At 64.5% G+C, this 24115-nt stretch carries 24 protein-coding genes, 1 tRNA gene and 1 pseudogene; 13 read left to right on the top strand and 13 right to left on the bottom strand.

Annotated elements, in window-relative coordinates; all coding sequences use genetic code 11:
* The first annotated feature begins 3 nt into the window (after window positions 1-3).
* Window positions 4-1221, top strand: coding sequence for a glycerate kinase family protein (locus tag V6S67_RS08730; protein ID WP_334209873.1), 1218 nt, complete (start codon window positions 4-6; stop codon window positions 1219-1221).
* Window positions 1222-1455: 234 nt separating this feature from the next.
* Here the strand turns inward: V6S67_RS08730 and V6S67_RS08725 are convergent, their stop codons facing one another.
* Genes V6S67_RS08725 through otnK form a run of 3 tightly spaced genes read right to left on the bottom strand, consistent with a single transcriptional unit; the run spans window position 1456 to window position 4171 of the window.
* A complete protein-coding gene (locus tag V6S67_RS08725) occupies window positions 1456-2277 on the bottom strand; it encodes a DeoR/GlpR family DNA-binding transcription regulator (RefSeq protein WP_334209872.1) in 822 nt (273 codons plus the stop codon).
* Window positions 2278-2297: 20 nt separating this feature from the next.
* Window positions 2298-2939 carry a class II aldolase/adducin family protein gene (locus V6S67_RS08720; protein ID WP_334209871.1) on the bottom strand — a complete coding sequence of 214 codons (642 nt, stop codon included), beginning with the start codon at window positions 2937-2939 and terminating at the stop codon, window positions 2298-2300.
* Window positions 2936-4171, bottom strand: coding sequence for a 3-oxo-tetronate kinase (otnK, locus tag V6S67_RS08715; protein WP_334209870.1), 1236 nt, complete (start codon window positions 4169-4171; stop codon window positions 2936-2938). The genes V6S67_RS08720 and otnK overlap by 4 nt, the downstream gene beginning before the upstream one ends.
* A 110-nt stretch (window positions 4172-4281) precedes the next feature.
* Here otnK and V6S67_RS08710 point away from each other — a divergent pair, with 110 nt between their 5' ends.
* The 5 genes from V6S67_RS08710 (at window position 4282) to V6S67_RS08690 (ending at window position 10694) form a co-directional block, all read left to right on the top strand.
* Window positions 4282-5712 carry a homoserine dehydrogenase gene (locus tag V6S67_RS08710; protein WP_334209869.1) on the top strand — a complete coding sequence of 477 codons (1431 nt, stop codon included), beginning with the start codon at window positions 4282-4284 and terminating at the stop codon, window positions 5710-5712.
* 55 nt (window positions 5713-5767) lie between these two features.
* Window positions 5768-7153, top strand: coding sequence for an SLC13 family permease (locus V6S67_RS08705; protein WP_334209868.1), 1386 nt, complete (start codon window positions 5768-5770; stop codon window positions 7151-7153).
* A 396-nt stretch (window positions 7154-7549) separates the two neighbouring features.
* Window positions 7550-8647, top strand: coding sequence for an acyl-CoA dehydrogenase family protein (locus V6S67_RS08700; RefSeq protein ID WP_334209867.1), 1098 nt, complete (start codon window positions 7550-7552; stop codon window positions 8645-8647).
* Window positions 8644-10011, top strand: a complete 1368-nt coding sequence (locus V6S67_RS08695; RefSeq protein ID WP_334209866.1) for a bifunctional PIG-L family deacetylase/class I SAM-dependent methyltransferase — start codon at window positions 8644-8646, stop codon at window positions 10009-10011. The genes V6S67_RS08700 and V6S67_RS08695 overlap by 4 nt, the downstream gene beginning before the upstream one ends.
* Before the next feature lie 11 nt (window positions 10012-10022).
* Window positions 10023-10694, top strand: coding sequence for a glycosyltransferase (locus tag V6S67_RS08690; RefSeq protein WP_334209865.1), 672 nt, complete (start codon window positions 10023-10025; stop codon window positions 10692-10694).
* A gap of 107 nt (window positions 10695-10801) precedes the next feature.
* On the opposite strand, the gene V6S67_RS08685 is transcribed toward V6S67_RS08690, so the two are convergent.
* A complete protein-coding gene (locus tag V6S67_RS08685) occupies window positions 10802-11266 on the bottom strand; it encodes an SRPBCC family protein (RefSeq protein WP_334209864.1) in 465 nt (154 codons plus the stop codon).
* A gap of 629 nt (window positions 11267-11895) precedes the next feature.
* Between V6S67_RS08685 and V6S67_RS08680 the strand changes: the two genes are divergently transcribed.
* The 4 genes and pseudogenes from V6S67_RS08680 to V6S67_RS08665 all read left to right on the top strand — a co-directional run.
* A complete protein-coding gene (locus tag V6S67_RS08680) occupies window positions 11896-13239 on the top strand; it encodes an ABC transporter substrate-binding protein (protein WP_334209863.1) in 1344 nt (447 codons plus the stop codon).
* 161 nt (window positions 13240-13400) lie between these two features.
* Window positions 13401-14288, top strand: a complete 888-nt coding sequence (locus V6S67_RS08675; protein WP_334209862.1) for a carbohydrate ABC transporter permease — start codon at window positions 13401-13403, stop codon at window positions 14286-14288.
* Window positions 14285-15244 carry a carbohydrate ABC transporter permease gene (locus V6S67_RS08670; protein ID WP_334209861.1) on the top strand — a complete coding sequence of 320 codons (960 nt, stop codon included), beginning with the start codon at window positions 14285-14287 and terminating at the stop codon, window positions 15242-15244. The genes V6S67_RS08675 and V6S67_RS08670 overlap by 4 nt, the downstream gene beginning before the upstream one ends.
* Before the next feature lie 114 nt (window positions 15245-15358).
* Window positions 15359-15496: pseudogene (locus V6S67_RS08665) on the top strand (VOC family protein); the annotation flags it as partial.
* Window positions 15497-15630: 134 nt separating this feature from the next.
* Here V6S67_RS08665 and arr read toward each other — a convergent pair.
* The 3 genes from arr to V6S67_RS08650 form a co-directional block, all read right to left on the bottom strand.
* Complete coding sequence (gene arr, locus V6S67_RS08660; protein ID WP_334209860.1) at window positions 15631-16056, bottom strand: NAD(+)--rifampin ADP-ribosyltransferase; 426 nt, start codon at window positions 16054-16056, stop codon at window positions 15631-15633.
* A 167-nt stretch (window positions 16057-16223) separates the two neighbouring features.
* Window positions 16224-16898 carry a hypothetical protein gene (locus tag V6S67_RS08655; RefSeq protein ID WP_334209859.1) on the bottom strand — a complete coding sequence of 225 codons (675 nt, stop codon included), beginning with the start codon at window positions 16896-16898 and terminating at the stop codon, window positions 16224-16226.
* A 61-nt stretch (window positions 16899-16959) separates the two neighbouring features.
* Window positions 16960-17946, bottom strand: a complete 987-nt coding sequence (locus V6S67_RS08650; RefSeq protein WP_334209858.1) for a DMT family transporter — start codon at window positions 17944-17946, stop codon at window positions 16960-16962.
* Window positions 17947-17977: 31 nt separating this feature from the next.
* Between V6S67_RS08650 and V6S67_RS08645 the strand changes: the two genes are divergently transcribed.
* Window positions 17978-18529, top strand: a complete 552-nt coding sequence (locus tag V6S67_RS08645; RefSeq protein WP_334209857.1) for a helix-turn-helix domain-containing protein — start codon at window positions 17978-17980, stop codon at window positions 18527-18529.
* Between the two features lie 257 nt (window positions 18530-18786).
* On the opposite strand, the gene V6S67_RS08640 is transcribed toward V6S67_RS08645, so the two are convergent.
* Entirely contained in the window at window positions 18787-19971 is a 1185-nt protein-coding gene (locus V6S67_RS08640; RefSeq protein WP_334209856.1) for a beta-ketoacyl-[acyl-carrier-protein] synthase family protein, read from the bottom strand.
* Between the two features lie 241 nt (window positions 19972-20212).
* On the opposite strand from V6S67_RS08640, the gene V6S67_RS08635 reads away from it, so the two are divergent.
* Complete coding sequence (locus tag V6S67_RS08635; protein ID WP_334209855.1) at window positions 20213-20416, top strand: hypothetical protein; 204 nt, start codon at window positions 20213-20215, stop codon at window positions 20414-20416.
* A gap of 257 nt (window positions 20417-20673) precedes the next feature.
* Here V6S67_RS08635 and V6S67_RS08630 read toward each other — a convergent pair whose 3' ends face one another.
* The 5 genes from V6S67_RS08630 to V6S67_RS08610 all read right to left on the bottom strand — a co-directional run bounded on the left by V6S67_RS08630 (window position 20674) and on the right by V6S67_RS08610 (window position 23571).
* Window positions 20674-21012: a hypothetical protein gene (locus tag V6S67_RS08630; protein ID WP_334209854.1), complete on the bottom strand. Its 339-nt coding sequence runs from the start codon at window positions 21010-21012 to the stop codon at window positions 20674-20676.
* 301 nt (window positions 21013-21313) lie between these two features.
* Window positions 21314-22210, bottom strand: coding sequence for a serine hydrolase domain-containing protein (locus V6S67_RS08625; protein ID WP_334209853.1), 897 nt, complete (start codon window positions 22208-22210; stop codon window positions 21314-21316).
* A gap of 256 nt (window positions 22211-22466) precedes the next feature.
* Window positions 22467-22682: an AsnC family protein gene (locus V6S67_RS08620; protein WP_334209852.1), complete on the bottom strand. Its 216-nt coding sequence runs from the start codon at window positions 22680-22682 to the stop codon at window positions 22467-22469.
* Window positions 22683-22815: 133 nt separating this feature from the next.
* The gene (locus V6S67_RS08615) at window positions 22816-23274 is read right to left on the bottom strand and encodes an AAA family ATPase (protein ID WP_334209851.1); all 459 of its coding nucleotides are present in this window, start codon (window positions 23272-23274) and stop codon (window positions 22816-22818) included.
* 210 nt (window positions 23275-23484) lie between these two features.
* Window positions 23485-23571: transfer RNA gene (locus V6S67_RS08610), tRNA-Leu, on the bottom strand.
* Between the two features lie 231 nt (window positions 23572-23802).
* On the opposite strand from V6S67_RS08610, the gene V6S67_RS08605 reads away from it, so the two are divergent.
* Window positions 23803-24075, top strand: a complete 273-nt coding sequence (locus tag V6S67_RS08605) for a hypothetical protein (protein WP_334209850.1) — start codon at window positions 23803-23805, stop codon at window positions 24073-24075.
* Window positions 24076-24115 lie beyond the last annotated feature (40 nt).

Raw genomic sequence — 24115 nt, 5'->3', positions numbered from 1 at the left:
ATCATGGCAGTCCCCCAGCGCGTGCTCATCGCTCCGAGCGGCTTCAAGGAGTCCCTGAGTGCCGAGACAGTGGCCCGTTCGATCGCCGCCGGTGTGCGGCGTGTCCTGCCCGGCGTACAGATCACCGCCGTGCCCATCGCTGACGGCGGGGAGGGCACCGCGGCGACCCTCGCCGCAGCAACCGGCGGAGTGCTGGTGCCGGTGAATGTCACCGGCCCGGTGGGTGAGCCGGTGGAGTCCCACTTCGCGCGGCTCGGCGGGAGTGCCTCCGGCACGGCCGTGGTCGAGATGGCTGCCGCGGCCGGACTCCGACTCGTTCCACGCAAGCTCCGCGACCCGGGAGCCACCACCACTTATGGGGTCGGCGAACTGATCCGCGCGGCCCTCGACGAGGGTATTCGCACGATCGTCATCGGGTGCGGTGACTCCGGAACGAGCGACGGCGGCGCGGGTGCGCTGCAGGCCCTGGGTGCCCGGGTGCTCGACGGCAAGGGACGTGTCCTCCCGTTCGGCGGCTCCGCGCTCATCGATGCCGAACGGCTCGACCTGTCCGGGATCCACCCCGCCGTGCGGGAAGCCACCCTGATCGTGGCCTGCAACCAGCACAACGTGCTGTGCGGCAAGAAGGGCGTGGCACGGGTCTTCGGGCCACAGAAGGGAGCTTCTCCACACCAGGTGGAGGAGCTCGCCAAAGCCATGCGGCAGTGGGCGCGGGTGCTGGAGCGGGATGGCCTGCAGGCCGGATTCGACTACCGCTCCGGCCCGGGCACCGGGGCCTCGGGCGGCCTCGGTGCAGGTCTCGCCGCTCTGGGAGCGAAGCTGGTACCGCGCTTCGATGCGCTCATCGACAGTGGACTCGCAGGACTCGATCTCGACGCGCTGATGCGGGGAGCGGACCTCGTGATCACCGCAGAAGGCGCGATCGACTTCCAGACCCCCAAGGGCAAGGTGCCGGCCGTGATCGCCCGTCGGGCACAACTGGCCGGCGTGCCCGTCCTGGCCCTCGCAGGGTCCCTGGGCAAGGGAGCGCCGGGAGTGCACGACATCGGCATCGACGCCATCGCATCCATCATGACTCTCCCGATGAATCTCGAGGATGCCGTGGCGAACGGCGAGCAGCTCCTGATCGAAGCAACGGAGCGCACCATGCGGTTACTGCTGCTGGGCGCGGCAGTCTCCTCATCCGTCGACGCACGGCGGCTCGAACTACGGGCTTCCTGACACCCTGCCAACCATGACCGCCAAGGCCTGCGGCATGTCAGCGAGCTCGGCGACGTCAGCGGCGCGGTGAGGCGTCAATCTATCCGATGCTTCCCGCCGGAGCACAGGACGGACCTCCGCTCCGCGACCTCAACAGGGGGTTCCTCCGAAGCGCAGGGGAGATTCGTGAGTGCGTACGACGAGGTGCTGGGGGCCGGTCCGGGCCGGTCCGGGCCGGTCCATTGATCTCGCCTGTCAGGAGAGTTGCTCGTGCCCGTGGAGTGCGTTGGCGATGGGTTCAGCGCGCACCACTTCGACGCCCAGTGCCTCGAGGTGTTCGACGTCCAGGTCGTCCAGCCCGATGTCGCTGATGATGGTGTCGAGTTCGTTCAGGGGGCACACGCGGTACTTCGCAAAGCGGCCGTACTTGCCGCTGTCGGACAGGAGGACCGTCGTCGTGGCGGAATCGATGGCCGCACGTTTGGCATCGACCTTTGCTTCGACGGGGGTCGTCACTCCGTGCCGGCCGTCCCAGGAACTCGACGACAGGAAGGCGATATCGAGGGATAACTGAGAGAGCGTCAGAGCGGCAAGGCGCCCGATCATTGATTGGTTGTCGCGGTCTACTCGTCCCCCGACACTGATGAGATCGACGCTTGGATGGTCGAGGAAGGCCAAAGTGGTCCCGAGGTCGTTGGAGACGATGGTGAGGCCATGGCGGTCTTCGAGGTAGGGACGCATCGCCTGAATCGTCGTCCCGGCATCCAGATAGATGGTCATCGAGTCCGTTACAAGCTCGGCTGCTCTGCGGGCGATCGCCGATTTGGCGGAGAGATCTGTCACTGCCTTATCGGCCCGACGTGGTTCTTCCAGTAGACGCGACACCGCCGACGCACCACCCTTGAGCGCTCGAACACGCCCCTGTTCGGCGAGGGCTGCCACGTCGCGTCTTGCTGTCATCTGGCTGACGCCCAATGCCTCAGTGATCTGGCGATAGCTGAGTACTTGTTCTGTGCGCAGGAGCCGAAGAATCTGCTGCCTGCGCTGCTCAGGTATGAGCGGAGTTTGATCCGACACCTTTTACCTCCCGTCCCAGTCTACGAGGGACCGGTCCAGGGACTTTCCCAGCGATCGGCGAGTTCACGGACTTGTTGCACGGTGAGTTCACGCCGCGCGGCGCCGTCCGTGATCAGCGCTATGCGGCATGCCTCCTCGAGTTCTTCCGCCCGATCGACTGCATCATGGACACTGGTTCCTGCTACCACTGACCCGTGATTGGCAAGCAGTGCTGCGCGCAAGGGCCACGGCGCTGAGTGGATATCCTCGCCGAGAGCTTCGTCGCCCGGGTGACGATAGGGCAGAAGCGGTGTCTGTCCGACCCGCATCACGAAGTACGGCGTCAGCGGTGGAATGGCGCTGTTCTCGGCCCAGGGTACCCGGCATGACATGGCCACCGCTTGCGGCGAATGAAGGTGAACGACGGCTTGATGTTCCTCGTCGCGTCGGTAGAAGCCGACATGAAGGGGTGTCTCCTTGGATGCGCGTGCACCGCCGAGATACTCGCCGCTGATGGATACCACCGCGAAATCGGTAGATGCCAGCTGTCCCAGGGAGACACCGGTGCCGGTTACGAAAATACGATCGCCGTCGCGTGCACTGATGTTTCCGCTGGAACCAGGGCTCAGCCCACTTGCGACTAGGCGGCGCCCGGCATCGATGAGTTGATCGACGACGTTCATCCCAGCTCCTTCCATGCTGCGCTGAACAAATCGAGGGCGCCGAAGTTGCCGCTCTTCAGCGCCAGGAGGAGTGACTGCCCGGACACATCCGCCGTTGACCAGCACACGCCGGGGGCGATCTGCGGACCGATGCGGAGGGCTTCGACGTTCAACGACCGGACGACAGCACCGCTGCTTTCGCCGCCGGCGACGACGAGTGCGCAGACGACACCTTCCTGGACCAGCATGCGTGCGACGTCTGCGATGACCCTCTCCACGATGGGGGCAACCTCGACCCCGAGCACAAGGGTCTGCACATCGTCAGCCTGGCGGGCGGCGCAGACGACGGGAAAAGAGTCAGGCGCCTGCGCTGCAACCCACGTGGCAAGATCCTCCGCCGTCGCTTCGGGATCAGCTATCGCTGCCGCGAGGTCGATCTGACGGACGGGCTGGCTCAGCGCGGCGTCCGCGATTTGCGCCAGACTCGTGGTGGACACGCTTCCACACAGCACAGCGCCTCTCCCATTGCGGGGTGGCACCCATGAGGCATCGTCCACCCCAGGACCGGCGATACCCGTCGCGAGACCCGACCCGCCGGAAACCAACACATCCTGGACCGTTGCGGCACCGATCACGGCGAGGTCGTCGTCGTCGACAGCGTCGATGACGCTATAGCGTACGTCCGTCCTATCGAGTCGATCCCTGAGTACGGCGGACCCACCGCGCACGATGTCCCGGAAGATTTCGTCCACCGTGTGGGGCGTCTGCGGACGGAGCAGGTCGGCCACCCGCGAATGCTTCATCGGGGTGAGCGGATGGTGGCGCATCGACGAGTTCTCCAGCAGGTCAGAACCGACGAAGAGGTGCCCTTGGTAGACGGTCCGACCATTGGCGGGCAGTGCGGGAACAACGATGCAGTGGGAGACACCGAGCGCATCGGTGACGGCATCGAGGACAGGTCCGATGTTTCCACTGTCGGTCGAGTCGAACGTCGAGCAGTACTTGACGTAGAACCGGACGGCGCCCCATGAGCGCAGTCGTTCCAGCGCCGCAAGCGACGCTGCGACAGCTTCTTCCCTCGACGCGGTGCGAGACTTCAGCGCGATCACCACGGCATCGAGCTCGGACAGGTCCGTATCCGACAGACCGCCGTCCTCGATGACAACGGCCACCCGATGGCCGGACTGGCGCAGCATTAGTGCGAGGTCTGTGGCACCAGTGAAATCATCCGCGATAGCTCCGAACACGTTCATCTCCCTTCCGATCGGAGGTACCGCCTCAGCGCGCTCATCTCCTAAGGCACCATCAGACCATGATGTTACGAATTGGTGCAAAGTTGGATGAATCTGGAAAATATGGAACAGTGGCGGCCATCACGCCCGAAGGTCGGGTGAAACCGCACAAGATTGGGACAACGTTGATCCTCTCTCACCCCTCTCGTGGACGAACTCCCATCCGCACCGCCCTTACCGGCGCCAACGGTGGCTACGGGCGTACCTTTCTCGCCCAGCTTTCCCGCACACCGGAGATCCTGCCCGCGATCCTGATCGACCCCGATATCGCGGGTGTCCGACGGATGCTCGATGAACTCGGCATTCCCGCTGGCCGGGTTGACGAGGCGACGGACGCTCACCGCACCGCCGAGATCGTCGATGACGGTCTTACTGCGCTCGTCTCATCGGCCGATGCCGTTGACTGGACCAGGGTCGATGTTCTGGTCGAGGCCTGCGGCAAGGTCGGCTACGGGTCGGCCTACGCGGCGGCGGCGATCGAAGGCGGCGCTCATGTCGTCATGGTGAGCAAGGAAGTCGATACGGTCGTCGGTCCCGCCCTCGCCGCCCGGGCCGCCACGAAGGGCCTGAGCTACCTGCCCGGCGACGGGGATCAGCCGGCCAACCTGCTGCGCCTGATCGAATGGGTGAGCGCGGTCGGCCTGGACATCGTCGCGGTCGGCAAGTCCGGTGAATACGACTTGCAGTTCAACCCCGTGACCGGCACGGTCACACAGGCCGGGGAAACAGTTGACGCGCCGGAGCTCGCAGACCTGCTCGAACTGGGCGACGATGTTGCCGCCACCCTTGATCAGCGCGCCGCAGCGGTACAGAACCTCAAGCGTGCCGCTGCCGCCGACGCCTGTGAAATGACCGTCGTCGCCACACGGACCGGGACCCTCGCTGACATCGAAAGCATGCGCTACCCCGTCGCCCGCATCGACGAGCTCGCTGACATCTACGCCAACCGGGCTCATGGCGGGATCCTCGAGCACGACGGCGTCGTCGACGTCTTCTCTGCTCTACGCCTGCCAGGCGAAGCAAGCTTCGCAGGTGGTGTCTTCGCCGTGGTTCGCACGGGCGATACGGCCACCTGGGAGACGCTGCGCAACAAGGGCCATGTCATCAGCAAGGACGGCCGATACGCGTGCATCTACTGGCCGTACCACTATATGGGCGTCGAGACGCCCCTGACGGTGCATGCAGCGATGGACAGAACCCCCTCGCGTCCTGTTCGCCCGAGCATCCTGCTCGCCGCCCGCGCAACCGAAGACCTCCCGACCGGCACACAGCTCAAGGTGACTGGACACCACCACGAGATCGCAGGAGTCGCGCCGGTAATGATCGACCCGGCCAGAACGATCGCACCCTACTACCTGCTGGACGGGGCACGTCTCGTACGGCCCGTTTCAAAAGGCGCACTGATTGGACACGCGGACGTCGAGGACGTCGACGCCGGCGCGCATGAACTGTTCTTCGAGGGAACTGCCCACCTGAACACCACGACCGGAGTGAACCAATGATGACCACTTCCCCCTGGACAACGCGTCCACTTCACAGAGTGCGCGAGGACTCGAAATGACCACAGAAATCATCGCCCTGATCGGTCTCGCCGCGATCTTCACGATCTCATCGGTGCGCAACGTCCATATGGGCGCACTGGCGCTGACAGCCTCCTTCATCATCGGCATCGGAGTCGTCGGTGAAAGCCTCGATGACGTGCTCGGCGGATTCCCCGTCGACGCCCTCGTCATCCTGCTGGGCATCACCTACCTCTTCGGGATTGCCCGCGAAACCGGCACCATCGACTGGCTCGTGAACCGTTCACTGGATCTCATCGGTGACCGCGTCGCCCTGCTGCCCTGGGGCCTCTGGATCATCGCCACCGGCGTCGCATGCCTCGGCACCTCCCACGCAGCCTTCGCAGTCGTGCCCATCGCCATGAGCCTGGCACACAGCCACCGCATCAATTCGACCATGATGGGCATCGTCATGAGCTCGGGCATCGTCGGTGGCGCACTCGCCCCGACGAGCATCGTCGGCATCACCGTGCAGACCGTAGCCTCCTCGGCCAACGTGCCCTACAACGCAGGCCTCATGTTCGCGATCTCCATCGGCGCGAACTTCCTCGTGGTCCTCGCAGCGTTCTTCCTCTTCGGCGGACGTGAACTCATCGCCCGCACACGCGGCACCGGTGGCGACACCAGCGGCACCACTCCCGGCGAGGGCCGTGGCGGTACCGCAACCAACGGGCCGTCGAAGCTCCTTGGATCGAACATGGCATCCGGCGACACCCTCACCGCAGTTGATGTGAAGAACGCGCGGAGCACAGTAACGGCGGACCGCATCACCGGGATGCAGGTACTCGTGATCATCTCGATCATCCTGCTCGTGGGTGGCTTCTTCACCCTCACGCAACTCGATGTCGATGTGAACCTCGGCGTTGTAGCCCTGACGATCGCCGTGCTCATCACACTCCTGGAACCCGGTATCGGCAAGAAGGCGCTGTCGCGGGTGGACTGGAACACCATCCTGCTCCTCGGCGGCATCATCACCTACGTCGGCGTTCTCACACGTCTGGGAGCGATCGACCAGCTCGGCGAAGCCGCCCGCTCGGTTAGCCAACCACTTGTTGCGGCCCTCGTCATCTGTATCGTCGCCGCTCTCGTCTCAGCGTTCGCATCGACGATCGGCATCATCGGTGCACTCATCCCCCTCGCCGTTCCACTGCTCATTCCCGGCGGCGGACTCGAGACGACGGGCTTCATCTACGCGCTCGCCATCTCGGCGTCACTCGTTGACTGCGCTCCGTTCGGCACAACCGGTGCAACGATCGTTGCTTCGACAGTCGAGGAAGACCGCCCTCGGGTGAACCGAAATCTCACCATCTGGGGCCTGTCCATGGTCGTCATCGGCCCGGTCGTCACCCTCGCCCTCCTTGTCGTCCCCTTCCTCTGGGGGTAGCGGAATCAAGGTGAAAGAGCGGGTTCCTGTACGTACAGGAACCCGCTCTTTCACTGTGCAAGACACTCCGCCTCCGCCGCGCCCGGTTGCAAGACACCAGGACGAGGCACCATCACTTCCCCCGCCACTACTGCACCTCAAGAGTTCTGCTGCCCGTCTCATAAGGGGAGGCCGGGATTTCGACAGAAGCGTTGGCTGCACGACGCTTCATGGAATACCGACGTGGAGGAGTGGATTGGGCAAGCTGATCGAGCACGCGAGAGTGTCGACACGTGCCCAGGATTCCGCCAGGCGAATCGCTGACCTCGGTAAGTGCTGATCGTTAGTCGGGGGCCCTTCATCACCTGGTCAGCCCTGCTGTCAAATGGCCTGTGCGGTCAACATTAGACTTCGATCATGGCTTTCAATGCCGCCGGTTTTCTGACCCTGGGCGCCCGCGATTTTCTCAGTGATCCCTTGCATGGGCAGGACGATAAAGTCCGACATGCCACTCAAGTACTGCAAGACCTCACCGGGAAAGCGGAGGATACGCGGGGCTCCATCCCGCGAGCGCTGGCGTTATCGATAGAACTTGGTCGCGAAACCCCACTACCCGGTCGCGGCACCACGGCTGTCACCTGGCAGCTTCTCGCCACGCTCGCGGCCACCGACCTCACGCTGGCACGCGTTGTGGAACCTCATCTCGACGCCCTCGCCATTCTGGATCAGGCCGGGATCGGAGTTCAGAACGGCACCTGGGGCGTTTTCGCGGCGGAAGGGCCGGATGTAGTTCTTGAGGCATCTCCTTTGCCGGATGGCACCTGGACCCTTACTGGCACGAAACCGTGGTGTTCACTCGCGGACCACCTCGACCGGGCGATCGTCACTGCACACGTGGTTGGCGGCGGACGGCAAGCCTTCGCAGTCGACCTCCGCGCCTCGGGTGTTACAGCGGAGACGCCTGACGCCTGGGTGAGCCGCGGCCTCCCCTTGGTGACGAGCTGCGCAGTGCGCTTCGAGGCGGTACGTGCCACACCCGTCGGTGGTGTCGGCTGGTATCTCCATCGGGACGGTTTCGGATGGGGTGGCATCGGTGTCGCCGCTTGCTGGTTCGGAGGCGCACTCGGGCTCGCGCGGACGCTGCTCGCCGCCGCGCAGATCCGCACCCCGGACCAGGTTGCCCTTATGCATCTCGGACGGGTGGATTCCGCCCTGTATGAAACTCGCACCCTTCTGACGGATGCGGCTGCGGCAATCGATGCCGGGCTGGCAGCTGGACAGGAAGGCGCCCTCCTTGCGGCCCGTATCCGCGCGACGGCCTTCCGGTGTGCGGAAGTGGTCCTCGAGGCGACGGCTCACGGCCTCGGCCCCGCTCCACTGGCTTTCGACGAGCAGCACGCGGCACGCGTCGCGGACCTGTATCTGTACCTGCGCCAGCACCACGCCGAACGCGATGACGCCGCCCTCGGTCGCCAGGTCCTCGAACTCTCCCAACGGGAAGGAACAGCGTGGTGAGTTTCACGCACGACGGCGTCGGCACACCCGAGAGCCACTGGCGCTTGTGGGAGCAGGACCGCGAACCGAATCATGACCTGCACATCGAAGCTCTCCTCGACGGCCGGCTGCCCACCCGGTTCGTCCTGCTGGCAGCGCACCCCGACGACGAAACCCTGGGCGCTGGTGGGTTGCTGGCGCTACTCGCCCGCAACGGCGTCCACTGTCACGTCGTCGTCCTTACCGATGGCGAACGATCCCATCCGTCCTCCCCCACGCATACTCCCCAGCAGTTGGCCGAGCGCCGCCGGGAGGAAGTAACGCAGGCCGTCCAGCTCCTGGCGCCCGCAGCACAGCTGACCTTCGAAGGACTCCCCGACGGCGCCCTCGCCGAAGAAGCCGTGGCCGCCGTGCTGCTGCGCGCACTTGGTCCAGGCGATACGACCCGCATCCTGGTGGCGGCGCCCTGGCGCCGTGATGGTCACGGCGACCACGACGCCGTGGGCCGCGCTGCCGCCGAGGTGTGCAGCGAGCGCGACGTTCCTCTTCTGGAGTATCCGATCTGGCTCTGGCACTGGGGTAGCGCCGAAACCCAGGCCGCCGACCTCGATGCCCTCTCGCTTTTGCGCCTTGACGCGGACGACCACGCTCGGAAAGGATCGGCCCTCGCTACGCACACCTCGCAAATACTCCCTCTGTCCGATGCTCCGGGCGACGAAGTGCTGTTGACCCCTGGTGTCCTTGAGCACTTCACTCGGAACACCGAAGCTTTCTTCGTCACGGGCCGCTCCTCGACGTTCGAGCGACTGCACAGCGACCGCTCGGACCCCTGGAAGGTCACCGAGCGGTTCTACGAGCAACGCAAGCGCGCCCTCACCATCGCCAGCTTGCCGCGGCGTAGATTCCGCCGCACCCTCGAGATCGGGTGTTCCGTGGGTGCCCTGACCAGGGAACTGGCGGCAGTATCGGATGTGCTCCTGGCGCTCGATACCAGCGAGACAGCGGTGCGTCGGACCAACGAGGCCCTCGGTCTGCACGACGCGGCGACCGCGAGGATGGCAACGGTACCCGCCGACTGGCCCGTGAAGGACTCCCCTTTCGACCTGGTCGTCCTCTCCGAGACGGGCTACTTCCTGTCCTCTGCTCAGCTCGACGATGTCATCCGCCTCACGCGCGCTTCCCTGGATGCGGACGGAGTCCTGCTGTTGTGCCACTGGCGCCACCCTATCGAGGGGTGGGAACTCGATGGAGACGCCGTACACGAGCGAGTCCGCCAGACATCCGGACTGGCCACCCTTGCTCTCCATACAGAGGAGGACTTCCTGTTGGAGGTCTTCGTCCCTGCCCCGCCAGTGTCCGTGGCACGCCGTGAGAACCTCCTGTGACCCCGGGCCACGTGGCCGTTGTCATCCCCGTGCGTAACGAAGAGGACTGGCTACCGGCGTGCCTCACCGCTGTCGACGCCGCTCGAGTCCACTTCCTCCGTACCATCCCGCGCGTCCTTGTCTCGGTGACCGTGGTCCTTGATCGTTGCACCGACCGCTCCTGGAGCGCGGCGCAGAGTGTTCCGGGCATCTCCGTCATCGCCGGCGCTTTCGGCTCCGTCGGAGCCGCGCGGGATGCCGGTGTTCGTTTTGCGCTCGGCCGGTCGCGGAGCCTGCCGGAGGGGACCTGGGTCGCCAACACTGATGCCGACACTCTCGTGCCCCGCGATTGGTTGGTCGAGCACTACCGCTTGAGTAGCGAATATCAACTCGTCCTCGGAACTGTTCGCCCCACAGCGACCACCGAGAACGCTCCGCTTCTGCGCAGCTGGTCCCAAAGCTATGTACCCGGCGACGGACACCACCACGTGCACGGCGCGAACCTCGGCATCGGCGGCAGAACTTATCTTGACCTCGGTGGCTTCCACCCTCTTGCCCAGGATGAAGATGTGAATCTCGCGAACCGGGCAAAAGCGGGAGGCTCGACGTGGAAGGCATCGGGCAGCATGAGAGTGACGACATCATCACGCACTGTGGGCCGCGTCCCTTCCGGATTCTCGACCTACCTGCGTGGCTTGACCTGAGGTATCTGCGCTCCATCGCTCCGAAGGATCAGTACTGGACCATGACGGCGGCCGGCTCCTGAGAAGTCGGGAACCGGCCGCCGTCGTACTACTCCTCCCGGGTGTGCTTATGCCTCGGACACCTGTGCTGCAAGATTGGCCAGTGTCGTCTCCAGAGCATCCTGGGACACCTCGGGAAAACTCAGCTTCTTGAGGATGTCCTTATCGGTGACACCGGACCAGTCATACGTGACGGACACCTCGGTGGAACCAGGACCGGCCGTCGCGAACCGCCACACCCATTCCCAGCCCGGAGGCTCCTCCCCCGCCGGCGCGGTCTTCCATGCCAGGAGCTTGTTCTCGTCATACCCCACCACATGGTTGTCCGTCTGGTAGTCGCCGCCCATCTTGTCCCAGTTCTGATTCATGGTGAACATCTGGCCCACGCCGGTGATGCGGTCGGACTTGCTGTCCGACTGCACCATCCCGGAACCATCAAGGGCCGCATGGTGGGCCGGGTTGGAGAGGAATGTGAAGATGGCGTCGGCCGGGGCATCGATCGTGCGGCTGGCGGAAATGCTTGTGTCGTTCATCGAGCGTTCTCCTTCGGATTATGGGCGATGGGTTTTGTTTCGCGTCGTCCGGCGAAAATCCATCAAGGAACTGCGCCCGTACCCGACTCTAGGTCCTGCCGCGGTCGAGCATGGAATGGCACACAGGGCTGCCATCGGTCCTGTGGAGCGGGACGGAACGTGCTTCGAGAGCCACGATGCGCGCCCAGGTCGCTGACAGAGCGATGCTCCTGGCTCTGTCCTGTCGGGAGGTTTGGCGTTGATCGGGCTCATCCTGGATGGTCCGACCGCGATGGTGCTGTTCGTATTCACTCCTGGGCCCGTTTTCGCGATCGCAGGGATCTTCCTGGTGGCCTACGACCTGCACCCACAGAGCCAACCTTCCGACACCAACGTCTGCTCGTCGTGGACGTCCGGCGGGTTACCCCTGCGACGCGCTGCGCTGTGGTCAGTCGTAGGGATGAGTTCTCTGCTCCGCCAGTAGCTAGGTGCCTGATCGAGCCCTATGCTCTGTGGTGGAGGGACCGATCAAGGATGACCGAGGCCTGCCCGCCTGCGGTGTCGGGTGGCGCTCCGGGTCACGACTGTTTGGAGGACACGGAATGCGATATCGATCTGCGGCTATCTGTTCAGTAGCCACCGTCGCCCTGTTGGGTATCACAGCGTGTTCCGGCAGTTCAGGAGACGCGTCGCCCGAGACCGACACGCTGACCGTCTGGACGACGGAGGACCTGCCGGACCGGGTCGCTTCGCAGCAAGCCATCATGGACCGATTCGCTGAATCCTCGGGCACTGAGGTGGAGCTTGTCGCCATCGCCGAGGATCAACTGACCTCGGTCCTGTCCTCGGCCGCAGCATCAGGCGAACTCCCCGATGTCATCGGAGCGTTGTCCCTCAACGGCATGAATCAGCTGTCGACGGATGGACTTCTCGACACGTCGGCGGCCACTGCAGTCGTGGAGGAGCTCGGTGAGGATACGTTCTCGCCACGCTCCCTTGAACTCACGTCGTCCGACGGCGAACAACTCTCGGTGCCCAGTGACGCCTTCGCGCAGCTGCTGTTCTACCGGCAGGACCTGTTCGAGCAAGCGGGGCTTGATGCACCCACCACCTTCGAAGCGATTGAGAAAGCCGCTGACACGCTGCACTCGGACGAGGTCGCCGGAATCGTCGCAGCTACCGCGCCCGCAGACTCCTTCACCCAGCAGACCTTCGAGCAGTTTGCGCTGGCCAATGGATGCGAGCTGGTTGGCGACGACGGCGGTGTGACGCTCAACAGTGATCAGTGCCAGGAATCGTTCACGTTCTATGCGGATCTGCTCCGTAACTATTCGGTGCCGGGCAACCAGGACGCGGACACCACCCGCGCCAGCTACTTCGCCGGCGATGCAGCGATGACGGTGTGGTCGTCCTTCCTCCTCGACGAGCTTGCAGGGCTGCGCAGTGACGCAGTGCCGACCTGCGCTGAGTGCACGGACGATCCGGCGTTCCTTGCGGAGAACACCGGAATCGTGACCGCTCTCCAGGGCCCGGATGGTGAGCAGCCTGCGGGGTACGGGGAGATCGTGTCGTGGAACATCCTCACCGACGCATCTCCTGTGGCACAGGACCTGGTTACGTTCATGATGGGCGAGGGCTACCAGGACTGGTTGGCGGTGGCACCCGAAGGTAAGATCCCTGTTCGCCTGGGTACCGCCGAGAACCCGACCGAGTACAGCGATGCATGGCAGGGCCTGGAGGCCGGGGTGGACTCCAAAGCGCTCCTCTCCTCGGTCTATCCGCCCGAAACCCTCGCCGAGATCAGCCAGAGCACCAACCAGTTCGATCGCTGGGGCATACCGCAGGGCCAGGGCGCCCTCGCGGCAGCCGTGAGTGGGCAGTTCATAGCACCTCAGATCATCGCTTCGATGGTCAGCTCCGGCACCAGCGGAGAAGATGCAGCCATCCAGGCACAGGACGAAGCGGAATCCCTCCAAGCCGACCTGGGCCAGTGAACCCCAGTCGCGAGGGGCTGAGCCACGCGCAGCATCGCAGCAACCTTCTGACCGAGGAGTAGGGAATGCCGCCGGTATCAGGAGCATCATCGGCACCTCCCGAGTCCCGCGCGCGTCGGCGTACCCTCTCGCAACGCGATGCGCGCACAGGCTTCTTCCTGATGTCGCCCACCTTGCTGATCGTCCTCGCCGTAGTGGTCCTCCCCCTACTGTGGTCGATCATGATCGCGTTCCAGCAACTACGGCTCCTCGAGATCGGAACGGCGAGCCCGTTCAGGTCCCTGACGCTCGCGAACTTCGAGCGTGTCTTCGCATCGGGTGAACTGTGGGTGAGTCTCGGCACAACGCTGGTCTACACGGCGGGTTCGGTTATCCTATCGATCACGCTCGGCCTGATCGCCGCGATGGCGGTCCGGAAGCCCTTCCGCGGACGGACCTTCGTCCGCGCCGCGTTCCTGCTGCCCTACGTCGCTCCGGTTGTCGCCGTCACCTTCGTATGGCGCACCATGCTCAGCCCCCAATTCGGGATCATCAACGAAGCCGGACAGTCGCTGTTCGGCTGGACGCAACCCATTCCGTTCCTCTCCGAAGCCCAACGAACACTCGAGGTCTTCGGCGCCGAGTTCCCGATCCCCACTGCGTTACTTACCGCGATCGCGTTCGAGGGGTGGCGCTACTTCCCCTTCGCCTTCCTGTTCCTCATGGCCCGCTTGGGCGCCTTGTCGGCCGAAACGGAGGAAGCGGCCCTCGTCGACGGTGCCAGCCCGCTCCAATCCTTCCGCTACATCGTTCTTCCACAACTGATGCCCGTCATCGCCCTGCTCGCCATCCTCCGCACCATTTGGACGTTCAACGAGTTCGATGACATCTTCCTGCTCACGGGCGGGGCAGCGGGAACCGGGGTTGCCAGCGTCCGCGTCTACGAATTCCTCACCGTTCAACGCAACGTAGGAGCTGCAGCAGCGCAGTCGCTTGTGCTGTCCCTCGTCCTGATCGTCATGCTCGCCATCTACATGGTCCTGCTACGCAAACGAGGAGAACGACTATGAGCTCCCGTGTGACTCCGGACCCTGCTGCGCCCGTCAAGCAGCAGCCGGCGGCCCGGGATGTCGGGTCACCTCCACCTTCGCCCCCGCGTTTCAACCGTCACACGATCGAACGCAAAGCGCTCAGTATCCTGCGCTGGGCCGTCATCGTGTTCTTCCTACTCATCACCCTGCTGCCTTTCTACTACATGGTCCTGCTCTCCCTGAAGCCGATCGAATCGCTGCTGCGCGATCCGGCCTCGGTCATCGTGACGCCCGCAGAATTCACGCTCAGAGCCTACGAACAGGTGCTCGCGCCGGTATCAGCCGGTGGTCAAGGGTTCGGGACGTTCCTTCTCAACAGTGCTTTCGTCGCTGTCAGCGCCGTCATCCTGTCGCTCCTAGTCGCCGTGCCGGGCGCATACGCGGTCGCTCGGCTGCCCTTCTTCGGACACCGACAGGTCAACGCCCTCTTTCTCGCCGCGTACCTGTTCCCGGCAATTGTGATGGCTATCCCCCTCTTCGTCCTGTTCACCCGCCTCGGGCTCCGCGGATCACTGGTAGGTCTTGTCCTGGTCTACATTGCCCAGACAGTTCCCGTCGCTATCTACATGCTCCGTAACTACCTCGAAACCGTGCCGGTATCAGTCGAAGAAGCCGGTCTCGTCGACGGTCTCAGCCGTATCGGCGTCCTCCGGCGGATCAGCCTTCCCCTCGTCCTGCCCTCGATCATGGCGACCGGACTGTTCATCTTCATGATCGCCTGGAACGAATTCCTGTTCGCACTCCTGTTCCTCGTAGAACGACGCGATAGCTGGACGGTCTCGCTCGGCCTCTCGCAACTATCCGGTAGCGCAGAAATTCCCACCACCGTCCTCATGGCCGGCTCCGTCGTGCTGACCCTGCCCATCCTCATCGTGTTCTTCTCCACCGAACGACTCCTTACTGGAGGACTCACCGCCGGCGCAGAAAAGGGCTGATGGACCGCCTGAAACCCAGGCTGGTCAGCCGACCGCCGTGATCCCGCGTTGCTTCACACCGTTGCCGTTGCGAAGGCGGTTCGGGCGCTATGAGGACGCCAACGAGGCTACCCGGGAGTCGCAATCTGGCTCCATGCCACCGACACCCAAGCCATTCACGATGCCCTCGCCTCCGACAGCCACCTGATCGTCTCGCCCCCGATAGACGGGCCCTTCGATCGCACCTTCACCTTTGCCGACCCTGACGGATAGACCGCAAATCGTCCCGAGGAAAGGACGAGAACAAGAAGTAGATAGTTGGTACGGGCATGTTGAGAACCAGCGTAGAACTACTCAGAGTTGTCTCTGCATAGTGCTCGATGCGCGTCTCTGGCACCGGCGAAGCCTCAGTTAATGATTTCGGCTTTCTCGTTCGAGAGAAGCGCTGACAGCCGATCCCGCCACGTCTGCAGTTGCTCGGGTGTCAGTCGGGTCCACTCAGTGATCTCGCCGAGAATTCGCAGCGAGCCGCTGCTGCGGTACGACCGGGTGGGGTTACCAGGGAACTTCTTGTCGGTCACGTTCGGGTCGTCCTCGAACCCGCCGGTGGGCTCAACCACGTACACCCGTGGAGTTGCAGTGCGCCCCTCCGCAAGTTCCGCAGCGATTTCCGATGCAAGGCCGGCTCCATCGGCAAGAGCTGTGAAGTAGACATGGTTCATCACGATCTCGGGGCGGTAGTTCGATCGGTGCCCCGTCGTGAGTAAGTCACCCACCTTCAAATCAGCAACCGTGCCATGGAAAAACGGTCCCTCATCGAGTGGTCTGACCACGTGGGCGCCTCCTGTCGGGATGCTCGGACCCGTGAGTATGTCACCTCAGCAAGGCCTTGTCGCAAGTCCCCCTCCCCGCCCTATCCTGAAGGTGGTGGAGGCAGCTTCGACGACGCAGCACACGTTGTCCTCGGCCTCCCCGAGCTGATGATCCGCCTGGGGATCGACTAGCGGGCGGGGAAGTCGCCTTCGTAGTCGTTCCACATGCCGGCCAGGATCTGCATCGCGAACAGCTGGTCGTTCACGGATGCGTCTTTGCCGGCGAAGTCCATGACGAAGTAATTGACGCTGAATCCGTCGTCGAGGGCTGCGTCGTATTCGGTCGCCGCGGCGTGGGTCCGGAAGCGGTAGTAGTTGGCTTCAGCCGTGCTGTACGCCTCGGCGCACTTGATGTCGCTGTTACACGCCGTATCGGTGATCTCCACGACGTCGGTGGTGACGTCTTTCCCGGTGTATTCGGCGTCCATCACGTCCTCGAGCGTGAGGGTGAGCTGAGGGTGCAAGAACCAATAGATCATGCCCGCCACAAGCATCAGTGGCACTCCCACCAGGACAGCAATGATCCAGTTCTTCCCCATACCGCCCAAGTATGCAGGAGCGGGTTCTAGGATCACCGGATGGATCCCTTTGACGTCACGGTCGAGCACGAAGTGTTCCGCGTCAGCGAGCGACGCCAGCCCGGTGGGGCCCTGTCGTATGACTTCCTGTGGATCAACGGACCAGCCAGTGGGACATATGGCTTCACTCGAAGTCAGCGCGAGGCGGATGTAGAGGCCGCGGCTGCGGCCCGTGGGCTCAGCCAGGGCGTCGATCCGCTTGATGATGTCCGGCGGAAGGCGCACGGCAGACTGATTTCGGCCGGTTTGCCATGTGGCGCAGGGCATACCTCAACGCACCACGGCTTCAGATTCGCTGGTCCGTTCGTTCAAGCTGAGAAGCGGAAGCCGCTGCGTCGTCGGCGTCGGCGTCGGGTGTGTGTGCGTCGGGTGCGGTGGCTTCGGTGCTGCTTTTGGTGGATTTGCGGGGGTTCAGTTCGCTGATCAGGGCGCCGGCGACGATGAAAGCGGCACCGACGATCGCGATCTGTGGCAGGCGTTCCCCGGCGATGCGGCCGATAAGTGCAGCCCACACAGGTTCCGCGGCATAGATGATCGTGGCCCGAGTCGGTGAGACCGACTTCTGCGCCCAGTTCATGGTGAGCTGAATAAGGCAGCTCGCTGCACCAAGGGTGACCGCAGCGGCCACCCACACCCAGGAGAACGCCGGCGGCTGCTCGCCCACGACGGGCATCGTCAGGAAACCGAGGAGCCCGGCGACGAGAAGCTGCACGACAGTCACCCGGCCGAGGTCGACCTTGCCGGCGAACCAACCGATGAGGATGATCTCCGCGGCGATCGGGAGGGTACTGACGACCGTCATGATCTCTCCCGAGCCGAAGGAGAAACTGGCGCTGCCCGGATCAGCGAGCAGCATCAGACCGGTGAAGGCGAGCAGGACACCGACCCACGTAGGAAGCCGGGGGGGCTTCTTGAACACGATCCACTGCAGCATAGGGACGAGAGGGACGTAGAGGGCAGTGATGAACGCGGAGGTGCTGCTGGTGATCGTCTGCAACCCGACGGTCTGCAATCCGTAACCAAGGAAGATCATCACTCCGATCGCAGCTCCCGCCACCACTTCCTTCCTCGTGATGCCGGGGAGGATCCGGGCGAAGATCACCGCGCTGATGAGGCCCGCGGTGATGAAGCGCATGCCGACGAAGAACCAGGGCCCGCTGTACTGCACGGCGATATGCACTATGAGGAAGGTCGACCCCCAGACGGCAGTGACGAGAACGAGGGCGAGCTCCTGGCGGGAGAGCCAACGCTCACGGACTGGCATGTGCAACATGATGCACACTCTATGGTGCAGAATGGTGCACATGCAAACGGGAGAGACATCGCGAGTCCTGGCCCATGTGGGCGCGAATGTGCACCGCTTCCGGATTGCAGCCAATCTCAGCCAGGTCGCCCTGGCGGACCGGGCCGGCATCAGCCGACGAACGATCATCAAGCTCGAATCCGGTGAAGCGAATATCAGCCTGACGGGCCTGGACCATCTCGCCGATGCGCTGGGCGTCACCTTCGTCGATCTGGTCGCCGCCCCCGCGGCAGCCCACGCCGACATCCGTGAGCTCGCCTGGAAAGGCCGGCCCGGCAGCTCTGCGGTGCTGCTGGCCTCGGTTCCCGCCACGAAGGACGCCCAGCTATGGGCGTGGGTGCTGGAACCCGGAGACCGTTACGACGCGGAACCCGACCCCGAAGGCTGGTCCGAGCTGCTCATGGTTTCTGAAGGGTCTATCCGTGTGGAGCAGGAACGCGGCGACGTCGTACTGACTGCAGGAGAGCACCTCGCCTTCGGCACAGCGCAGCAATACTCCTACGTCAATGACGGCGACCGCCGCGCGCGCTTCACACGGGTTGTCGTCACCTGACAGAGCACGCACTCTCCAGCATTCATTGCGTGCCTGATACCCCGTCTCGTATGCAGGACCGCAGAACCGAGACAGAACCATCGGTCGCAAGAGTGGTGAGGCGTGACTCGTGGCCTGAGTCGGGTCAGCGACTGTCGGGTATGAGATCGGCGTCGAAGACGGGCGATGCGGGCGCCGGTTCGGCGCGGTCACGAAGGCGTCTTCGACGTGGCTGTCTCCGCTGCTGGACCGGAAGGTCGGTCAGCCGAAGGGGTCTATCAGGCGGCGGTGACGACGAGGCACGTGCTGTGGCCGCCGAATCCGAAGGCATTCGTGATGGCAGCTGTCGAGCCGGCACATCCGGTCGTCGTCTTGATGACGTTGAGGTCGATCCCCGGATTGGGGTTCTCGAAGTTGAGGGTGCCAGGCAGTTGACCCGTCCTCAGCGCCTGAAGGGTCACGATGGCACCGAGTGTCCCGGCTCCGCCGAGCAGGTGCCCTGTCATGGATTTGGTAGAAGTGACCGGCACGTCATTGCCGACTACCGCCGAGATCGCACCGGCCTCGAGGAGGTCACCGACGGGGGTCGACGTGGCGTGCGCGTGAACGAAATCGATGTCCGACCCGGTGAGCCCTGCCGCCGCAAGAGCTTTCTGCATCACCCGATGCTGGATGGCCTGATCGGCGGCCACGATGTCACCGGCATCGGAGGTCACGGCAGTCCCGGCGATCCGGCCCAGGATGTCGGCTCCGCGCGCCCGGGCGAATTCCTCCCGCTCGAGGACGATGATGCCGGCACCCTCTGCCATCACGAACCCGTTCCGGTCACGATCGAAAGGCCGAGAAGCCATGGTCGGGTCACCCTGACTCGTCGACAAGGCCCGGAGCTGGGCGAAACCGCTGATCGCCAGGTCATTGACGCAGGCGTCCACTCCCCCGGCCACGACGACATCGACGGCTCCCGAGGCGATCATCTCGACGCCCTGGGCGATCGCTTCAGCCCCCGAAGCACAGGCACTCACGGGCGTACGGGCGCCTCCCTGCGCGCCGATGTCGATCGACACCCACGCCGAAGGACCATTCACCATGATCTGCGTCAGCGTGTGCGGCGACACCCGGCGCGAGCCCCCCGCATCAAGAGTCCGGACCTGGGACAACACCGTACCCAGACCCCCGTAACCGGACCCGATCACGACAGCGAGCCTGTCCGGATCCACATCAGGTCTACCGGCCTGGTCCCAGGCCTCCCGCGAGGCGACCAGCGCCAGGTGCCCGCAGCGATCCATCCGCCGGTACTCCTTGGTGGACAGCAACGCTGCGGCATCCGTAGTGACGCGCCCGGCAATCCGCACCGGCAGCTCCTGCGCCCACGGCTGGTCCAGGGCTGCGATTCCCGAGCGACCCGCGCTAAGACTGTCCCATGTCTGCGCGACGGTTCCTCCGACGGGCGTCATAGCACCCATCCCGGTCACCACTGCCCCGAGGCCACTCGCTATCAACGACAACACGTCCTTCTACCGGTCGATCCGAAGCGCCCAGCCTCGCCGCAACGCTGCCCGCCAACAGCCGGGGCTTGTTCCAGTACCTCATGAAAGCTCATTCAACCCAAGAAGACCTGATCGAGGGAGCTGTCCGATAGACGGCGTGCAGTCCGGCGATCACGGACGCTCGAGAGGAGGATGGGCCTGTTCCAGGCTCGCGGATGTGTCGAAGGACCTGAAGCTGCCGTACCTGCTGATCGCGATCACCTTCGCGGTGGCCGGTTCGTCGGGCAGGGCGGGTGGGCAACCCGGCATGCTCACCTCCCTGATCCTCGCCGGCGGTTCTGTCGGGCTCGGCCTCAGCGCGGACAAAAACGCCAAGCGCAGCTTGAACGAGCAGCAAGTACCCGACTGCCTCGTAGGGTGACAGCGCACGGGTGGCAGCGCCTGGCTGTCGCGAGGCCGCGTACTCCGGCGTGGGAGGCGACGACGTCAGGTCCACACCGTCGCCGGCGATGTCGGCGCTGGTCCTGGCGTAGGCGCCTGTGATGTAGTCGTCGAGCTTGGTGTTCAGCTCACCGGCGACCTGCTGCAAAGCGAGGACTCGCGGCGGCCGAGACTGCTCGTTCGGGGTTGGTCCGTCATGCACCCGGGCATTCCAGGAGCCGGATGCTGCCGGTCAGGTCAGAATCCTCCGTAGGGCCAATCGAAGTGGGCGCGTGTCTCCTCGAGCGGCAGACGCAGGGTGCGAGCGATGTCATTCCAACTGGCACCTTCATTGCGTGCCAGCCGGACAGCAGCGGCCAGCTCCCTCTCTGCTCGCTGCGCCTGTTCCTGGCGGTCCTTCACCAAGATTCTCCAGTCCCCGATGAGCCGGCCACGCTCCGCCAGATCGTCGTCGCTCGACTGCTCGAAACAGTCCCCCAGAAGCCGGTACGAGGTGAAGGCTCTGAGGGCTTCATCCGGGCTGAGGTTGTCGAAGTCGCTGGTGTCCTTCGGACCTGTGTAAGGCGGTCTCCTCATCGCTGACTCCTCAAGAAGCGTTGTGCTGGACAATTCTCCACCCGGGTACGGCGGGAGTGAGGACCAATGATCATGCACGGCAGGATAAACCTCGTGGAGCAAGCCTGTAACCTCCCGCCCGCGCCCGACGCACACTCTCCCGCCCTTCAGCAATGTCCAGCGTGGGTCCTCAGGAAGGTCCCATCGCAGGCGGTTCACCGTCCGCCTCATACTGAGCGTCGCGAGGACGGGCGTTGACGGTAGACGGTCACGGATCACGGCGGTCAGCTGACCGGCTTTCTGTAGATCGAGCGCAGCCTGATCAGTCGAGGACTGCCGATCCGCTGGCCGCGAGCTCCTCGAGGAGGTGAAAGCCCGGCCGGTCCACTGCTCCGTGCCGCGCGGACACCACGGCCACACCGACGCAGGCTTCCCGGTCGATACCGATCCAGCTGCTGAATCCGCCCGTCGCGCCGTTGTGCCAGGTAATGGTGCGGCCCCGGTACGGCACAGTGATCCACGCGGCGCCGATCCGGACCCTCGGGGAAAAATCTGCAACGGGTTCGAGCGCGGTGACACCCGGAGCAGTTCGGTCCAGGATCGACCGTAGGAGTTCGCCCAGGGAGCCGACGTCCGCTCGGATGCCGCCTGCAGGAGCCAGGGCCTCCCCTACCCATGGTTGGACAACGCGGCCGAGCCGGGAGGTCCCCCGGAGGTCGAGGTCGTGAAGGTCGTCCGGCCGCGACGGCGTCGAGTACCCGGGGCCGAAGACCTCACGGAGGAGTAGGCCGTACTCCCGCCCGTCAGCACGTGCGATCGCGTGGCCGAGAAGTTGAAACCCGAGGTTCGAGTACCGAGGTCGCGGCGACCCTAGGCGCACGTCCCGCGTTTGCGCGAGGAGCTCAGCGAGGGTCTCACCGTACGGATTCTCCCCGCGGATCGAGAACGCGAGACTTCGACGTAGAACGGACATCCCGGGGGCCAGGCGTGGGAGGCCGGACCGGTGGACGGCCAGCGAGCCGAGAGACACCGCTGCGACGGGCCCGTGACCGTCGAGAGGAAGCGCATCCCCCAGCGTTGTCTCCGGGGAGACTATCCCGCGCTGCAGCGCGTCGGAATACAGCATCCCGGTGAGCACCTTGGACACCGATCCGATCTCGAAGGTGCACTCCGCCTCGGTCCCCGCGGTCGCTACGAAGACCTGTCGCGACGAGGCCACCGCGATCGCCGCTGGCCACGATGGACGGAGTGCTCTGTTGGCCGGGCCGAGTAACTCCGCGTCCCCTGTCCACTCCCGTGGCTGCATGGCATCCTCCTCCGGCTACCAGACACACCTGCTGGGCCAGGCGCTGGTCAATGTACGTTGACGGGCTTTCCTCCCTGAACGTAGTGGACGAAGTCCTCCGGCGTCAACATTTATTGACGATCCGTGGTGATGCGCCCTCTGGAGAAGGAACAGTGATGCGCCGCCGGCCCTACTGCTTGCCGTACTTGCGGTGCGCGGCCTGCTTGGTCACCCCGAGACACTCCGCTATCGCCTCCCAGGACAGGCCGGCCTGGCGCGCGCTACGGACGAGACCCGCTTCGGTGCGCGAGACCTCGCCGCGGAGCTGAGCAATAGTCCGCAGTGCGTCGGCCGGGCCCTTGCCGGACAGGGAATCGACGAGCCCATAGAGGTTCTCCGCGGTCATGCGTCAATGATAGTTGACGGCACTGATGCTCGGCACAGCTGCTGCCTTCTGGTCCCCTGACAAGGAACGCCGGGACCCGACCGCCCGCTGACGCACCCACTACCGGGACAGCCGCAACCCGTACGCGGATAGTTCACCGGACATGGCGAGTGGACGCCAGAAGTCGCTCGACGACGTCGGCCAGGTCTGCGACCGGTCGGCGACCGTCGAGTTCAAGGGTTGCACCCTGTCGTAGCAGCGGTTCGACGTCGAGGACCTGCTGGCGGATCACGGACTGCTCTGCCTCTGCGTTGCCATAGGGATTGTCGGTACGAGCCGAGACGCGCTCGATGAGCACTTCCACCGGTGCGCTGAGGAGGACGACGGCCTCGAAACGGTCATAGAAGTGTCCCTGGTTCTCGACAGTCCCCGAGACGATCACGGACGAGTTCGAGGCGAGGAACGCGGCCATGAGCGTTTCGTCCCAGGTGCCGTCGGCAAGCACCCAGCCGTCATAGTCCGTGTCGAGCGTCTGGAAGCCCCGTCGGGACAGCTCGCCCAGCAGCGTCGTCTTCCCCGTGCCCGACATGCCGGTGATCAGGACTCGGGACATGGATTCAGCCTAGCGGCCCGACAGTTGCCCGGACGTCGATCGGCGTACGGCACTGCCGTGCATCGGATGGGTGAGTCCAGGCGCTGGTCCCCCTGCACATCACGATGCGAGGCGTAGTCGCACAGGTATTTGATGCCGGCACTCGCCTGATCGGAGCAACCCTCCACCTGGTCGAGGGCACAAAAAAACCCCGGCGAACCGGGGTTTTCTTGGTGCGCGGAGGGGGACTTGAACCCCCACCCTCAATAAGAGGACTAGCACCTCAAGCTAGCGCGTCTGCCATTCCGCCACCCGCGCGGGTGGTTTTTCACCGGAATAACCGGCGAAAGCAACGAGAAATACTCTAACACGACTCCTGCCCGCTTGTTGAATCGGCCGGTGCCCGGGTGGCCGACGGCGTCGTCGGGGTGGCAACCGGCACCACTTCCCGTCGCGGGGCTTCCCGGTGCCCGGGGCGTGCGTAAGCTGTCTTTCAACACCGCCGAAGCGCTGGCCGGACGGCGCCCCGAGTGCTTGGAGTTGGACCACGTGGACGAGACGAACCCCGACCAGCAGCAGTACGCCCTGACGTACGACGCCATGAAGCGCGCCAACATCTCCCCCGGCGAGCTCTGGATGCACTACTTCAGCATGGGTGGCGGCGTGGACGAGTACGAGGTCAACGCGTACCTGCACGGCCTGATCGAGCTGCCCGACCACGAGCGGGACTGCATCTCCCAGGCCGTCAACGAACTGTTCGACGACCTGTGCCGCGAGCAGGGCGCACCGTACAGCTCGGGCCATACCCGGCACTGCGACTGATCCGACGCCACGCCGGTCGCTGTCCAGGCCGAGCGTCGGG

It is taken from the genome of Arthrobacter sp. Soc17.1.1.1 (genome assembly GCF_036867195.1).
Lineage (GTDB): Bacteria > Actinomycetota > Actinomycetes > Actinomycetales > Micrococcaceae > Arthrobacter_D.
Note: the sequence above shows the minus strand (reverse complement) of the source record. Positions and strands in the feature narration are given on the sequence as shown.

Coding starts and splice junctions, on each gene's coding strand:
- V6S67_RS08730 (WP_334209873.1), top strand. CDS start 4: ATGGCAGTCCCCCAGCGCGTGCTCATCGCTCCGAGCGGCTTCAAGGAG.
- V6S67_RS08720 (WP_334209871.1), bottom strand. CDS start 2,939: ATGAACGTCGTCGATCAACTCATCGATGCCGGGCGCCGCCTAGTCGCA.
- otnK (WP_334209870.1), bottom strand. CDS start 4,171: ATGAACGTGTTCGGAGCTATCGCGGATGATTTCACTGGTGCCACAGAC.
- V6S67_RS08705 (WP_334209868.1), top strand. CDS start 5,768: ATGACCACAGAAATCATCGCCCTGATCGGTCTCGCCGCGATCTTCACG.
- V6S67_RS08700 (WP_334209867.1), top strand. CDS start 7,550: ATGGCTTTCAATGCCGCCGGTTTTCTGACCCTGGGCGCCCGCGATTTT.
- V6S67_RS08685 (WP_334209864.1), bottom strand. CDS start 11,266: ATGAACGACACAAGCATTTCCGCCAGCCGCACGATCGATGCCCCGGCC.
- V6S67_RS08675 (WP_334209862.1), top strand. CDS start 13,401: ATGTCGCCCACCTTGCTGATCGTCCTCGCCGTAGTGGTCCTCCCCCTA.
- V6S67_RS08670 (WP_334209861.1), top strand. CDS start 14,285: ATGAGCTCCCGTGTGACTCCGGACCCTGCTGCGCCCGTCAAGCAGCAG.
- V6S67_RS08650 (WP_334209858.1), bottom strand. CDS start 17,946: ATGTTGCACATGCCAGTCCGTGAGCGTTGGCTCTCCCGCCAGGAGCTC.
- V6S67_RS08645 (WP_334209857.1), top strand. CDS start 17,978: ATGCAAACGGGAGAGACATCGCGAGTCCTGGCCCATGTGGGCGCGAAT.
- V6S67_RS08640 (WP_334209856.1), bottom strand. CDS start 19,971: ATGGGTGCTATGACGCCCGTCGGAGGAACCGTCGCGCAGACATGGGAC.
- V6S67_RS08630 (WP_334209854.1), bottom strand. CDS start 21,012: ATGAGGAGACCGCCTTACACAGGTCCGAAGGACACCAGCGACTTCGAC.
- V6S67_RS08620 (WP_334209852.1), bottom strand. CDS start 22,682: ATGACCGCGGAGAACCTCTATGGGCTCGTCGATTCCCTGTCCGGCAAG.
- V6S67_RS08615 (WP_334209851.1), bottom strand. CDS start 23,274: ATGTCCCGAGTCCTGATCACCGGCATGTCGGGCACGGGGAAGACGACG.